Origin of the sequence: Criblamydia sequanensis CRIB-18 (assembly GCF_000750955.1) — a bacterium.
Taxonomy (GTDB): Bacteria; Chlamydiota; Chlamydiia; order Chlamydiales; family Criblamydiaceae; genus Criblamydia; species Criblamydia sequanensis.
In genome coordinates, this window is sequence record NZ_CCEJ010000014.1 from 1 (window position 1) to 13,968 (window position 13,968).

The 13,968-nt window shown below is 39.7% G+C and carries 12 protein-coding genes; 6 read left to right on the top strand and 6 right to left on the bottom strand.

Features of this window, described 5'->3' with window-relative positions:
• The 4 genes from CSEC_RS13265 to CSEC_RS11885 form a co-directional block, all read left to right on the top strand.
• The coding region (locus CSEC_RS13265; protein ID WP_041018713.1) for a hypothetical protein at positions 1-1,134 on the top strand (1,134 nt) is incomplete at its 5' end.
• Between the two features lie 107 nt (positions 1,135-1,241).
• Positions 1,242-2,336: a hypothetical protein gene (locus CSEC_RS11875; protein ID WP_041018714.1), complete on the top strand. Its 1,095-nt coding sequence runs from the start codon at positions 1,242-1,244 to the stop codon at positions 2,334-2,336.
• A gap of 4 nt (positions 2,337-2,340) precedes the next feature.
• A complete protein-coding gene (locus CSEC_RS11880) occupies positions 2,341-3,300 on the top strand; it encodes a hypothetical protein (protein WP_041018715.1) in 960 nt (319 codons plus the stop codon).
• A 4-nt stretch (positions 3,301-3,304) separates the two neighbouring features.
• A complete protein-coding gene (locus tag CSEC_RS11885) occupies positions 3,305-3,943 on the top strand; it encodes a hypothetical protein (RefSeq protein ID WP_041018716.1) in 639 nt (212 codons plus the stop codon).
• Positions 3,944-3,990: 47 nt separating this feature from the next.
• On the opposite strand, the gene CSEC_RS11890 is transcribed toward CSEC_RS11885, so the two are convergent.
• Positions 3,991-5,529 (bottom strand): amino acid permease, encoded by a 1,539-nt coding sequence (locus tag CSEC_RS11890; protein ID WP_041018717.1) that lies wholly within the window; start codon positions 5,527-5,529, stop codon positions 3,991-3,993.
• Between the two features lies 1 nt (position 5,530).
• Positions 5,531-6,970, bottom strand: a complete 1,440-nt coding sequence (locus tag CSEC_RS11895) for a hypothetical protein (protein ID WP_154017707.1) — start codon at positions 6,968-6,970, stop codon at positions 5,531-5,533.
• Positions 6,971-7,146: 176 nt separating this feature from the next.
• Between CSEC_RS11895 and CSEC_RS11900 the strand changes: the two genes are divergently transcribed.
• A complete protein-coding gene (locus tag CSEC_RS11900; RefSeq protein WP_041018719.1) occupies positions 7,147-8,202 on the top strand; it encodes a hemolysin family protein in 1,056 nt (351 codons plus the stop codon).
• 269 nt (positions 8,203-8,471) lie between these two features.
• Complete coding sequence (locus CSEC_RS11905) at positions 8,472-9,641, top strand: F-box/WD repeat-containing protein (RefSeq protein ID WP_041018720.1); 1,170 nt, start codon at positions 8,472-8,474, stop codon at positions 9,639-9,641.
• Between the two features lie 88 nt (positions 9,642-9,729).
• On the opposite strand, the gene CSEC_RS11910 is transcribed toward CSEC_RS11905, so the two are convergent.
• From CSEC_RS11910 to CSEC_RS11925, 4 genes are read right to left on the bottom strand one after another with little or no spacing between them, the layout of a single operon-like run.
• Positions 9,730-10,341 carry a UbiX family flavin prenyltransferase gene (locus CSEC_RS11910; protein ID WP_041018721.1) on the bottom strand — a complete coding sequence of 204 codons (612 nt, stop codon included), beginning with the start codon at positions 10,339-10,341 and terminating at the stop codon, positions 9,730-9,732.
• Between the two features lie 32 nt (positions 10,342-10,373).
• On the bottom strand, positions 10,374-11,966 hold the full coding sequence (locus CSEC_RS11915; protein ID WP_041018722.1) for a UbiD family decarboxylase: 1,593 nt from the start codon (positions 11,964-11,966) through the stop codon (positions 10,374-10,376).
• Between the two features lie 24 nt (positions 11,967-11,990).
• Positions 11,991-12,413, bottom strand: a complete 423-nt coding sequence (locus CSEC_RS11920) for an SRPBCC family protein (RefSeq protein ID WP_041018723.1) — start codon at positions 12,411-12,413, stop codon at positions 11,991-11,993.
• A gap of 40 nt (positions 12,414-12,453) precedes the next feature.
• Complete coding sequence (locus CSEC_RS11925; RefSeq protein ID WP_041018724.1) at positions 12,454-13,899, bottom strand: UbiD family decarboxylase; 1,446 nt, start codon at positions 13,897-13,899, stop codon at positions 12,454-12,456.
• Positions 13,900-13,968: the final 69 nt, after the last annotated feature.

The following is a 13,968-nucleotide window of genomic DNA, read 5'->3' on the forward strand; positions in this document are numbered from 1 at the left end:
GAAAAATTAAAAGAACAATACCCTTCCTTACAACCAAGTGAGTTGCCATGGAATTCGAATTCTAAAACATTGGAAGGTGTGATTAAGAAAAGAGAAAGAGTTATTGCAAAGATGCCAAAAGAACTTCGGGATGGGTATCTAGCTTACATAAAAGCATTTCCACGTTTAAGCTCTCCCGTGATCAGTTCTCCAACCTACGGAACTTCATCGCCTCTTATGCCTGTTCAGCCCGCATCTGCTTTAAATAACTTGACAAGGCAAATTCCACCAGGCTCTCCTACTTACAGGATTTCATTGCCTAATACGCCTATCCAGCCGGGATCTGCTTTAAATAACTTGACATTTCAAATTCCCCCAAGCGCTCCTACTTACGGAACTTCGTCGCCTCTTATGCCTGTTCAGCCCGCATCTGCTTTAAATAGCTTGGCATTGCAAATTCCACCAAACGCTCCAACTTACGGAACTTCGTCGTCTCTTATGCCTGTTCAACCCGCATCTGCTTTAAATAGCTTGGCATTGCAAATTCCACCAAACGCTCCAACTTACGGAACTTCGTCGTCTCTTATGCCTGTTCAACCCGCATCTGCTTTAAATAGCTTGGCATTGCAAATTCCACCAAACGCTCCAACTTACGGAACTTCGTCGTCTCTTATGCCTGTTCAACCCGCATCTGCTTTAAATAGCTTGGCATTGCAAATTCCACCAAACGCTCCAACTTACGGAACTTCGTCGTCTCTTATGCCTGTTCAACCCGCATCTGCTTTAAATAGCTTGGCATTGCAAATTCCACCAAACGCTCCAACTTACGGAACTTCGTCGTCTCTTATGCCTGTTCAACCCGCATCTGCTTTAAATAGCTTGGCATTGCAAATTCCACCAAACGCTCCAACTTACAGGATTTCATTGCCTAGTACGGCTATCCAGCCGGGATCTGCTTTAAATTTGAGTGGTCAAGGGATTCGTCCCCCCCAAGCTTTGATGGCTCAAGTTTCTCATAAAAGAGCAAGGGAAGAAGACACCTCACTTCTGCCGAAACCGATAATTTTGAAAGAAACTGAAGAAACTGAAACTGATAGATTGCAAACAAAACTTTTAAAAAAACCAAGAATTGAAAAGCAGTCATCTGAAAATTAAACTTTATCAAAAAAATAGGTATTCCGTAGCACTTAATAATTAATACATTTTTTTTAATATAAATAAATTTAAGACAATCAATATAATTTAATAAATCGGTAATTAAAATGACTTCAGTAAGCGAAAAATACTCTTCTCATCTCCATTGTTCTATTACAGCTACTGGGGAGAGCTTTTGTTATACCCATATGCATACAGAAGAAACGGAAGGATCGGATTATCTAAAAAGAGTACATGAGTGCACCCAATTTCTTTTTCATCTAATAAGCAGTAACTATTTTTCACCTCCTGTGGTGGATAATTTACGAGCTATAATTGATCGGGATCAAAAAAAATTCAAAGAAGGGTATTCTCTATTATCAAGCTCTAAACCCATAGAAGTTATTGCAAAATATAAGAGAGCAAGAACTAAGGACTATGACGGAAAAGGAAAGCATTTAAAATTTAAAGATGGAGTATTGACTTGCTCGCACTTTATACATCCTGAAAAAAATTATGGTGGTAGATCAACTATAGAATTAGTAAGTTTAGTAAAGAGACATGAAACCTGTATAAGTGAGATAAAAGAAGAATTTCATAAGTTAAAAGATAAATTCCCTGCTTTGAGTGAAGTTCAAGTACTTCCTTGGCAATCGGATGAAATTGAATTAAATAACCTTCAGATAAGACTCTCTCGTAGAGAGGATGCTGGTAAAGCATTAACCGAATACACAGGAAGTTCGTATTTTGTAAAAGGCAACCCGAGCCCAAACAATTTAGTACCAAAAGAGTTTTCCCCACCTACCCCTTTAAATAGTTTGACTTCTTTTGAACCAAAGGAAAGCTCGCCAGTTTTAAATAACCGTTTAGAGGGTGAAGAGCCAAAACAAACTTCTTTAGTTTTGCCAAGTTCATTAAAGGTAACGACGGGTTTGATACCGCTCAAACTAATGTCTAATCCTTCTTTAATGACAAGCGGCCTAACGCCTTTTAGTCAAATGCCTTTAGCAACAAGCAGCCCAACGCCTTTTAGACAAACGCCAACTTCGCCTTTAGCAACAAGCGGCCCAATCCCTTTTAGTCAAATGCCAAGTTCGCCTTTAGCAACAAGCGGCCCAATCCCTTTTAGTCAAATGCCAAGTTCGCCTTTAGCAACAAGCGGCCCAATCCCTTTTAGTCAAATGCCAAGTTCGCCTTTAGCAACAAGCGGCCCAATCCCTTAGTCAAATGCCAACTTCGCCTTTACCGACAAGCGGCCTAACGGCTGTTAGACAAATGCCAACTTCGCCTTTAGCAACAAGCGGCCCAATCCCTTTTAGTCAAATGCCAAGTTCGCCTTTAGCAACAAGCGGCCCAATCCCTTTTAGTCAAATGCCAAGTTCGCCTTTAGCAACAAGCGGCCCAATCCCTTTTAGTCAAATGCCAAGTTCGCCTTTAGCAACAAGCGGCCCAATCCCTTTTAGTCAAATGCCAAGTTCGCCTTTAGCAACAAGCGGCCCAATCCCTTTTAGTCAAATGCCAAGTTCGCCTTTAGCAACAAGCGGCCCAATCCCTTTTAGTCAAATGCCAAGTTCGCCTTTAGCAACAAGCGGCCCAATCCCTTTTAGTCAAATGCCAAGTTCGCCTTTAGCAACAAGCGGCCCAATCCCTTTTAGTCAAATGCCAAGTTCGCCTTTAGCAACAAGCGGCCCAATCCCTTTTAGTCAAATGCCAAGTTCGCCTTTAGCAACAAGCGGCCCAATCCCTTTTAGTCAAATGCCAAGTTCGCCTTTAGCAACAAGCGGCCCAATCCCTTTTAGTCAAATGCCAAGTTCGCCTTTAGCAACAAGCGGCCTAACGTCTGTTAGACAAATGCCAAGCTCGACTTTAGCGACAAGCGGCCTAACGCCTGTTAGACAAATGCCAACTTCGCCTTTAGCAACAAGCGGCCCAACCCCTCATAAGGTTATGGCCATCCTATCTGGCCCTAAAAATGATTTATCCATGCATTTAGATAATGCCTTAAGAGGAAGTGTTTCATTTCAAAGCACCTTGCTGTTTGATAAAGGAAAGTATGTTGAGATTTCTGAGTTGAGAGAAAAATTTTTAGAGCAAGAAAAAGGAAACCCTAAAGGGATGACTTATAGTGTCGAAGGATCTACTATTACAGTCACTCACTTTCACGGTAATTCTGCGTCTCCCTTTTAGTCAAATGCCAAGTTCGCCTTTAGCAACAAGCAGCCCAACGCCTGTTAAACAAACGCCAACTTCGCCTTTAGCAACAAGCGGCCCAACCCCTCATAAGGTTATGGCCATCCTATCTGGCCCTAAAAATGATTTATCCATGCATTTAGATAATGCCTTAAGAGGAAGTGTTTCATTTCAAAGCACCTTGCTGTTTGATAAAGGAAAGTATGTTGAGATTTCTGAGTTGAGAGAAAAATTTTTAGAGCAAGAAAAAGGAAACCCTAAAGGGATGACTTATAGTGTCGAAGGATCTACTATTACAGTCACTCACTTTCACGGTAATTCTGCGTCTCAAGAAGAGCTTGAAGTCTGCTTAAAATCGCAAAAAGCAGCTTTTAGAACGTTCAAGCCATTATTAGAAATTGTTCGAAGATCGGATCAATTAGCTTTAGATCTAAATTTTAATTTCGTTAAGAAAAATCTCCCTCAAGCAAATCAACCTGTTATCACATACTCTCATAAAAGAACTTTGGATGATATTATCTCTATCACTCCTTTGGTGGATAAAACTCAAAATCATGGCCACAAAGATGATATTGAAAAACAAGATTCACTTTCCCCATTGCTAAAAAAGCCAAGGAAGGAAACTCAATCAAACGAATAGTTGGATAAGCAAGTCAGATAAACTATTTAGTTTATCTGACTTGAATTTTAATTATCTAAATGTTTATGAAGAGGCGGCTTTAATTCTTGATTCTTAGTCTGCATATGGCTATGAAAGCGACCATAGCTAAAGTAGATCACAAGTCCTATTCCCATCCAGACAATCAATCGAATCCAGTTAAGAGTGCCAAGACTTATTATCATTATCCCGCAAATAAGGATTCCCATAATAGGAACGAAAGGAACAAAAGGGGTTTTAAACTGATCGGAGTTTTCACTAAAGTTAGAACGCCTTAGCATAATGATTCCAGCGCAAACTAGTGTAAACGCAAATAAAGTTCCAATGCTTGTCATATTTCCAACGACAGGCCCCGGTACAAAAGCTGCCAAAAAGCCCACGACGCAAACAAAAAGAATATTAGATTTATAGGGCGTTCTAAAACGTGTATGAATATCTGAAAACATCTTCGGAAGAAGGCCATCCCGGCTCATAGAATAAAAAACTCTAGATTGTGCCATTAAAAGTACTAATAATACTGACGATAAGCCAATTAAAATAGCAAGCGTCACTAATTTTGCAAGCCACCCATAGCCTGTCATATAGGTTTCAATCACATAAGTAACGGAAGCTTCTTTACCGGCATAGCGAAAATCTTCTGTGCTGGCAATCCCGGTCAATACATAAGAAAATAATATATATAAAACCGTGCAAACAATTAAAGAGCCTAAAATACCGATAGGCATTGCTCTTTTAGGGTTGATAGTTTCTTGAGCTGCTGTGGAAACCGCATCAAAACCGATAAATGCAAAAAAAACAACCCCGGCCGCTCCTAAAATTCCTGGAAGGCCCCCAAAATCATGAGTTATCCCTGAAGGATCAACATAGACACTTGGAGGTGGAATAAAGGGCGTATGGTTGCTAGGGTCCATAAAAGGCCAGCCAAGAATAATAAATAGGATAACAATCGCGACTTTTAGGAATACTATTACATTATTAACAAAGGCCGACCCGCTAATACCTCTTATTAAAAGCAGCGATATTAGGATTACCGAGAGTAGAGCCGGAATATTCATGATGCCATGTTCCATCACTTGGGATGCATTCATAAAGCTTTCAAAGGGGGAATGGCACAATTGATCAGGGATTGCTAGGGGGATGCCGTTTATAGTAATAAATCCAAGAAGCTTATTGAAGTATTGACTCCAGGCAATGGCCACAGTGGCAGCGCCTAGGGCATACTCTAAAATAAGATCCCAACCTATGATCCAAGCAACAAGCTCACCTAAAATGGCGTAAGAATATGTATAAGCGCTTCCGGCTATCGGAATTTTACTTGCAAACTCGGCATAGCATAAACCGGCAAAAGCGCATCCTAATCCTGCCAGGATAAATCCGATAGTAACAGAAGGTCCTGCATTATCTGCCGCAGCAGATGCCGTTTTTATAAAAAGCCCTGCACCAATAATCGCTCCAATTCCCATCATAATCAAGCTAAACGGGGTTAAAGTTCTCTTAAGGCCTCTCTCCCCTTCTTCCGCCTGATTTAAAATAACTTTTAAGGGTTTTTTTATGAATAATTGAGTCATTTTATCTTATTATCACAACATACGGTTCTGACTGGTCGCCTTCTATGTCTACGCTAGTTACATAGTAAGTGTAGGACTTCTGTTTATTTATCCGATTATCAATAAAAATTAAAGGCCCGGCTGCCGGAACTACGCCAATTAAATTAGCCGGACTATCACGATAAATTCGGTAAGAAACCGGCGTAAGCCCACTTAAAGGTGGGTTCCAGGTAAGTTCATTAAACCACTCGGTTTGGGTAGCAAACTTGTTTTTTTTCTTTAACCCTACAAGATCTGTCGGCGGTAAAGGAAGATTCGGAGCCGTATCCTGATAAATGGAATAAAAAGGCAGGCTTGTAATGCAATCCGCCCAGGTTGCGAAAACTTGATCCTTTAAAGGATTATAGCTTAAAAAAACATCCCCAATTACGCCTGGAGGTTCGATGTTAATATAAGCTTTGGGACTCCAAAAACCATTGTTATATATTGAATAAACAGGGCTGCAATTAGGCTCTCCCGGCCAAGCTGCAAAAAACTGATTATGCAAGGAATCATAGCAAGTAAATAACGTTGTAAAAGCACCTATAATTGATTCCGAATCAATCATAAGAGGACTGCTCCAGCTTGTGCCATTATAAATGGAATAGGTAGGGACACCATTATCACCTATGTCTACCCAGGTTGCCATAACAATATCTTCCAAGTTGTTATAAGAAACAAAAACGTTATCCGCATCGCCTGCTACCCCAATAGTACCCGTGCTACTCCACGAACTACCATTGTAAATAGAATAAGTCGGAATGCCTCCATTTGTGACATCGGCCCAGGTAGCCACTATTTCATTTTGAGTGCTTCTAAAACAAGTATAAACATTTAAGCTAACATAACTTGTAGATGAAATTAAGGCGGGAGCGCTCCAACTATTGCTGCTATGGATAGAATAGATGGGAGACCCCGTATCGCCTATCCATGTGGCAAAAACTTGATCCTCCACCGGGTTATAGCAAAGAAAAACATCTCCTCCACCTACCGGAATATTTACGCTAATGACAGAAGGAGCACTCCAGCTTTCATTATAGTAAATAGAATAAGTCGGATAATTATTGTTATTAATGTCATTCCATGCCGCAAAAATTCTATCATTTTGGCTGTCATAACAAAGATAAACACATCTTAACCCCTCCGAATTCATGGAAGGATCAATAAATGCAGGGGAGCTCCACGAGCCGTTACTGTAAATGGAATAAAGAGGCACATCGGTAACCAAATCCACCCAAGCCGCAAAAACCCTATTATGCAATGGGTCCTGGCAATTAGTTACATTATCAAGGCTAAGATTTGTGCTTGTATCGATAATTGAAGAAGGACTCCAAGCAAAAGGTTCCGCTTTTAAAGGACTGCCATTGATTAGGCAACCAATCGCTAAAATAAATAACCGAAAATTAGAAATAATTTTATTCAAGACAGCCTCAATAAGTTTGGGGGAAAGCAAATGATACAACTTGGCTTAATTAATTTTGCAAATTAATGCAAGACGGATGAATTATTCTTTCTATTTCACTTTCAATGTAAAATCTTTAGTTGACAAACAAACTGAAGTCTAGAAAGGATAAGCTTTCAATGCTTTGAGGGATACTTGTGTTTGAAATTTTAATTATTATCTTCTGTCTATTTGTGAACGCACTACTAGCCGGCGCTGAAACAGCCCTGATAGCAGTTAGCAAACCAACTTTAAGAGAACTTGTCAAACAAGGAGATCTTAAAGCAAAACAGCTCCTCGCTTTAAGGGAAAATCCTGAAAGAACTTTATCGATTATTCAGGTCGGGATCACATTCGTCGGTGCTTTTGCAGCAGCCATAGGAGGCGCAGGCGCTGAAGAATTTATTTCTCCTTGGCTCATCCAAAAATTTAGGATAAATGAATTTGTTGCCGAAATCATTTCTTTGATTATTGTAGTGGTCCCCTTAACTTATATAAGTGTGGTGATTGGCGAGCTTGTTCCGAAAACGCTCGCTTTAAGAAGACCGCTATTTATAGCCTCGCTTGCAGCTCCTTGGCTTCAAAAAATTAGCCTTCTTATCTCCCCTTTGATCACCCTTTTTGAATGGTCTACAAAAAAAATCTTAAATTCCTTTCCCCAAAAGCATGTGCATGAAGAAGCTTTTCCTGAAAATTCTACTGTCGAATTAAATGTGTTATCTGCACCCAATCGACAGTACGTTTTTAATCTTTTAAAAATTGAAAAAACTCGTGTAAAAGAAATTCTTGTAACTTGGTCTCAAGTAGTTTTTGTTGAAGACACCCAAACTCAAGAACAAATTGAAAATACAATCATCACGTCGGCTCATACAAGACTTCCCGTCCTTAAAAAAGATAAAGTCATCGGCATTCTTAACGCCAAAGAATTTTTAGCCTTTCAAAAGACAGGGGAAACGAATTGGCAATCGCTGCTTAGGCCAGCCTATACTATAGATGTCAATATGCCAATTCTCTCAGCTTTAAGGCTCATGCAAGAAAAGCGTATCCATATGGCTATTGTTTATGAAAACAATGAGAAGAAGGGAATTGTGACCATGGAAGCCATTTTTGAGGAAATCGTGGGAGATATTTACGATGAGGATGATGACGGGACTCTAAATAGGATTCTAAGTTCTATCTCATTTAAAGGTAAGCATATAAAAAGGAAATATTAATTCTTTAATCAAAGAGACTCTTTTTTCGCAGAAGCTCTTAAGTCTCCTTTATTAGGATTACTCCAGGGTAAAATCTTCTACTAAGGTTAAGCCATATGCGGCGCATCCTATTCAACACTTTAATTGCAGTCATCTTAAGTCCCTAGGACTTCTAAAATAAAGTAAAAGTCATTTGATTGAATAATCTTATAATTCATTAATTTTAAAATAATTAATTTAACTTTAAATTTAAGTTTGTTATAATACTTCAAAAAAAATTAAGGTTAATTATGAATACACCTATTTCCTTTAGCGCCCCCCAGACTATTAAAGATTTTCATATTTCAGAGGAAAAAGTAACTATTAATGATTTACCCGATGAAATAATTCAGAAAATTCTCTCTTCACTAGATTTTTTATCCCTTTTAAAGGCCGCTTCGCTCTGTAAAAGATGGAAGAATATAATTGAAGATCCTAGAGCTTTAAAAAACAGGGTTAAAGAAGCAAGGTTAACAAGCCATCAAAAATCTCAAACAGAGGAAAGGGATTTTTCCCAAATAGAAAAGGATTTTTCTCTAAGAAATTTAACTTCTGATTTTTTAATGCGATCACCAAAATACCAGCCAAAGGTTGCAGTTTTTGAAGCATTGAATGGAGCCTATGGTTTAGGATTTTTCGATGATAAAATCGCATTTTGTAATAGATACGATGAGATTCTGATCTTGGATAAGCAGTTGCAGAAAACAGAGAAGACCTTTGATGGATGTATTCAAATTTCTTTCATGAACATCTTGGATGGAAAAATCTGTATTGGATCGGAGGATGGTACTATAAGGATTTTGGACGCTGAGTCAGGGAAAGAACTTAAGAAATTGGAAGGCCACGAACTATATGTTTCTTTTTTACAGTGTGTAGATGGGAAAATTTATAGTGGGTCCTGGGATAAAACGATACGGATTTGGGACGCTGAATCAGGAAGAGAACTAAAAAAGTTAGAGGGGCACACAACAAGTGTTTCTTTTCTTCAAATCTTGGAAAATAAAATATATAGCGCCTCTGAAGAAGATGGAACGATTATAGTTTGGAATGCAGAAACCGGTGAAAAGCTAAAAACATTAAAAATTCCTTCTAGTTTTTTTAGTGATTCTATCCGAATTTCGGATGGAAAAATCTATGCCGGATTTTCTGATGGAACCATCAAAATTTTTGATGCAGAGTCAGGACAAGAACTTATGCAATTAGAAGGTCATAAGAACTGTGTTTCCAGGTTACAAGTCGTAGATGGAAAAATCTTTAGTTGTTCTTACGACCGTACTCTAAGAATTTGGGATGCAGAGTCAGGACAAGAACTTAAGAGATTAGATCATGATGGCCTTGTTTTGTCTCTACAAGCGAGAGACGGTAGAATCTATAGCACCTCTAATGATAACAAAATCCGAACTTGGGACTTTAACCCGTAAAATTCTTTTAGCTGCCATACAATAATTAAAAAGCTTGGCAATAAAGAACCAAGCTTTTTATTTTTTTTTCTTAAGAATGGATTAGATTCTATCGGGTGAGACAGCCCTCTTTTTCGCGAGGCATTTCAGAAAGAGATTCTTCCCCCCATCTAGGAAAATTATTGGCCTCGATATCAAATAGATCAAGGGTTCGGCCAATAGTGTGCGTGACCATTTCTTCAATAGAGAGAGGCTGCATATAAAAAGCCGGAACCGGAGGCGCAATAACGCCGCCCATTTCAGTGACAGCGAGCATATTTTTTAAGTGAGCGGCATGTAAAGGCGTCTCTCTCACAACGAGGACAAGACGACGTCTTTCTTTGAGCACAACTTCAGCCGACCTTGTTAGAAGATTACTCGTTATGCTATTTGCGATTTCACCAAGTGTTCTCATAGAGCATGGCGCCACAATCATCCCCATCGTTTTAAAAGACCCGCTTGAAATAGGCGCTGCTAAATTGTCTATCGGATGATAAAAATCTGCCAAGGCCTTTAGGTCTTCTCTTGTTGCTTCAGTCTCAATATTTCTTGTCATCTCCCCTGCTTTTGTAATCACAAGATGGGTTTCAATATCTAATTGCCGAAGGGTTTTGAGAAGTTCAATGCCGTAAATTATTCCAGAGGCTCCGCTTATCCCAACAATCATTCTTTTTTTTGTCATTTCTTCCTCAATTCTTAAAATTTAAAAAAGTATTATTTTTCATCAAATGCAAAATCAGAGTCTGAAAAAGTATAGCGAAACCAAGGCGTATCCCCGCTTCGACCCAATTTGTGACGAAGATTGCCAAACGCTTGATAGATAATGTAGTAAGGCTGCCCATGATATTTTTCTAAAATCTCTTTCCAACTTCTAGGGCTTGCTTTAATAAAAGCGCTCATATCTTTGGTGAGCTCATCCAAGGTCATCATTTTCATTTGTTTCGGAATGTCCCCAAGCACACAAATCGTACTTGGATCAAAGCTGTGGGGGTCAAAACCTCCGACAAGCGGGATGGTGCAATCTAAACCAAGCTTTGATGCGCTAATCGGCGGTGTGTCGCTTCCAACTGTCGGATCAACAGTCATCGTATTGCCGCCAGGCAAGATGAGGGTGTCTCTATGGGGCATATAACGAAAGGCCATTGCCCAAAGAATAGCATTATCATCCCAAATATCGACATCTTCATCAAAAACCATTGCAATTTTTGGAAGGGCAAGCCTTGAGCAGCTTAGCATCACAGATAAAGCCTGCATGCTGTCGCCGCCCCCGGCTGTTTTAATTTTTGCGTAAGCAATATTAGATAAACCCCCAGCTGGCGCCCTAACTTCACGAACATCGATGCCTGATTTTTCAAGTGCATTAAAAATATCGGTTTCTATAGCCGGAAGCTGAAGCATATTATCTGTATACCATGGGTGACTCCCTCCAATAGTCGCATGCTGATAGATAGCCCCTTTTCTATAGGTCATACAGTTCACTTTGAAAATAGGATTGCGTTTTAAACCGCCCCCATACATCCCTGTAAATTCTCCATAAGGACCTTCATCATGCGTCCATCCTTCCGTGGCTATAAGTTCCCCTTCAAGCACGATTTCAGCATTAGCCGGGACCATTAGGTCTATCGTTTCGCATTTGATAAGTTTTGCAGCCTCGCCATAAATGCCACCTAAGACATCCCAATCGTCAACTGATGTTGGAACTGAAGTTAAAGCAGCGATTTTATCCAAGATAGGGCCGCCGATAACAACAGCCATCGGTAAATTTTTACCCTGCTTTTGCGCTTTTAGAGCATTTAACCTTTGCCTATGAGAAGAGCAAGTCATATCAAAGCTCTTTTCATTTTTTGTGCGAAACATGCTTCTGTAAATTCCCCAATCGGTAATCTGGGTGTCCGGGTCTTTACTGATCACTAGATTGTCATTGGTATACGCATGACCGTCTCTATCATGATGTAAGAATAAGGGAAGCTTTGTGAGATCAACTTGATCCCCTTTTAAAATTATTTCCTTGCAAGGTGCTTTTGTGACAATTTCAGGTTTGATGCGTCTCTCACTCATCTTAGCCATTATGGCCCCAGTTTCGCTTTTTTTACATCCGACAGCCCAAGCGTACATATCTTGGTTAGAATACGCATTGGCAAGGAATTGAAACTCGCAATCTTTTATTTTTTCAACTAGGACTGCTTTCAAAGGATTATCTTCCATTATTTTAGGAAGCTCATCGACACTTTTTTCATCCTTAATACGTACTAAAAAACCGGCCTTTTCCATGGCATTAACAAAATCTGTCAGACTTTCTTGCGGCATCTTTGTTACCTTATTTCTTCTTCATTATTGGAAAGCTGGCTCTGGCACATCGGTTTCGACATAATTTTTTAGATGATGTAACAATATGGCCCAAAGAGTGTTGCATTTTCTAAAATTCCCCCCATCTCCCGGCCATTCCGTATGGCTAAATTCGATCAAAGTTCTGCCATCTTTAGACTGAGAAACTTTAAAAATGGCTTTTGTGCCAACAGAATCTCCCGGCCCTTTAGTACATTCCCAAATAATCTTTTTTTCAGGTTCAAGTTGACTTACTTTCCAATTAAAAGCCGGTTTATCATCTGCTTTAAAGATAAGGGTTCCATTTTGCTCGGAACTTCCTTCAACTTCAGCAGTATGCCAAGACCTTAAACCATCTATAGTGCTCATTGCTTTAAAAACTTTTTTAATAGGCGCATCCACTTTTATTTCATGGTTAATCTCTGCCATATGTTATTCCTCAAATAAAATTTTAATGAATTATTGGTCCTTAAGAGCCCCTTCTTGCTTTATCAAGTTCCGGAAAATCATAAGTCTGCCAACCCGGCACTTCAGCCACTTTGAAATAAAGTACGCCCTTAGTCTCTTTTAAATTCGAGGAGCCATCTCTATTGCTGCCATCATCCACAATAGACCCAAAAGGATAGGTGGCATCAATGCCTATTGAAGAAGCAACTCGGCTGTCAAGAGGGATGCTATCTAAAATGCTAGGGTCTAAAGGGCCTGCCGGGATGTCTTTCACAATAATCGTATCTTCTTCTGGTTGCATTCTAAAAGAAACTGCCCACTCAACTTCGGTTGAATTATGCACATCGATATCGGTATTCACAACGATCACAACTTTTGGTCTAACATTGCTAGCCATAGCAGCCAGTATCGCCTGTCTTGCTTCACCCGCAAATCGAGGCTCCAACCCCATCACTAAATAAAAGGACACCCCTCCGGAAAGTGGAAAGGCTAGTTTTTTTAAAGTTGGAAATTGCTCTTTCATCGTATTAAAAAATGAAGCTTCAAAAGGAATTTGCTTCAACACATGATTTTCAGTTGGGGGAACTCCTGTTAGCAAAGCCTGGAAAAAGGCATCATTTCGATGAGTAATGGCTTTTACATTTGCGATGGGCTTTAAAGAGCCGGGGGTATAGTAACCTGTATATTCCCCAAGAGGTCCTTCAAAAATGTTTTTAGTAAGATCAATCTCAAGCTCTAAGACAAATTCTGCGAAAGCGGGCACTAAAACATTGCTTGTCGTACAAGGAATTAGCTGAACCGCTTCCCGCCTTAAGCCTCCTGCAACCTCATAGTCATTTGTTGTATCCGATACTTGAAATTGGCAGGTATAAGCTAAAATTGGATCTACCCCCAAAACCAAAGCAACTGAATAGGTTTTAAGTCCCATTTTACGAGCTTTAGCAATGTGCTTTCCAAAACGATGGTTAGGTTGAGCTAAAAAAGAAAGCGTCTTTTTATCCATCACTTGGAAGCGATAATTGCCAAGATCCGGAATTCCGGTCTCAGGGTCTTGGCTCACGACTATTCCAGGGGTGATATAAGCTCCACCATCTGCCGGGCTATATTTAGGGATTGGCAAAGCCGATAAATCGATTTTCTCGCCGGTTAAGATATTTTCCTGTGCGGGGCCCTTTGAAACTTTAATCGGCGCAATCGGTTTTTTGAGTCCATCCAGGACATTTTTAAAAAGATCCTCTTCATTGGATTGAAATGCCAAAAGAGCCTTTGACCTAGAATTATAAATGCCCCCGACCAAGGGGAATTTAGTGCCATTTTGATTAAAAATAAGAGCGGGCCCGGAAATGGCAGCGCTTTTGCGAAGAGCTTTTCCAACCTCTAGGTCCAAAGCAACCTTTCGATTGATTTCTATAAGTTCCCCTTTTTCTTTCAAAACCTCTAGAAACTCTCGAAAATCTTTGTAGGCCATTTCATAATTTCCGAATTTGAATTATCAAATGCCCTTATAACTCTTAAAATTTATTTTACAAACAAAAAG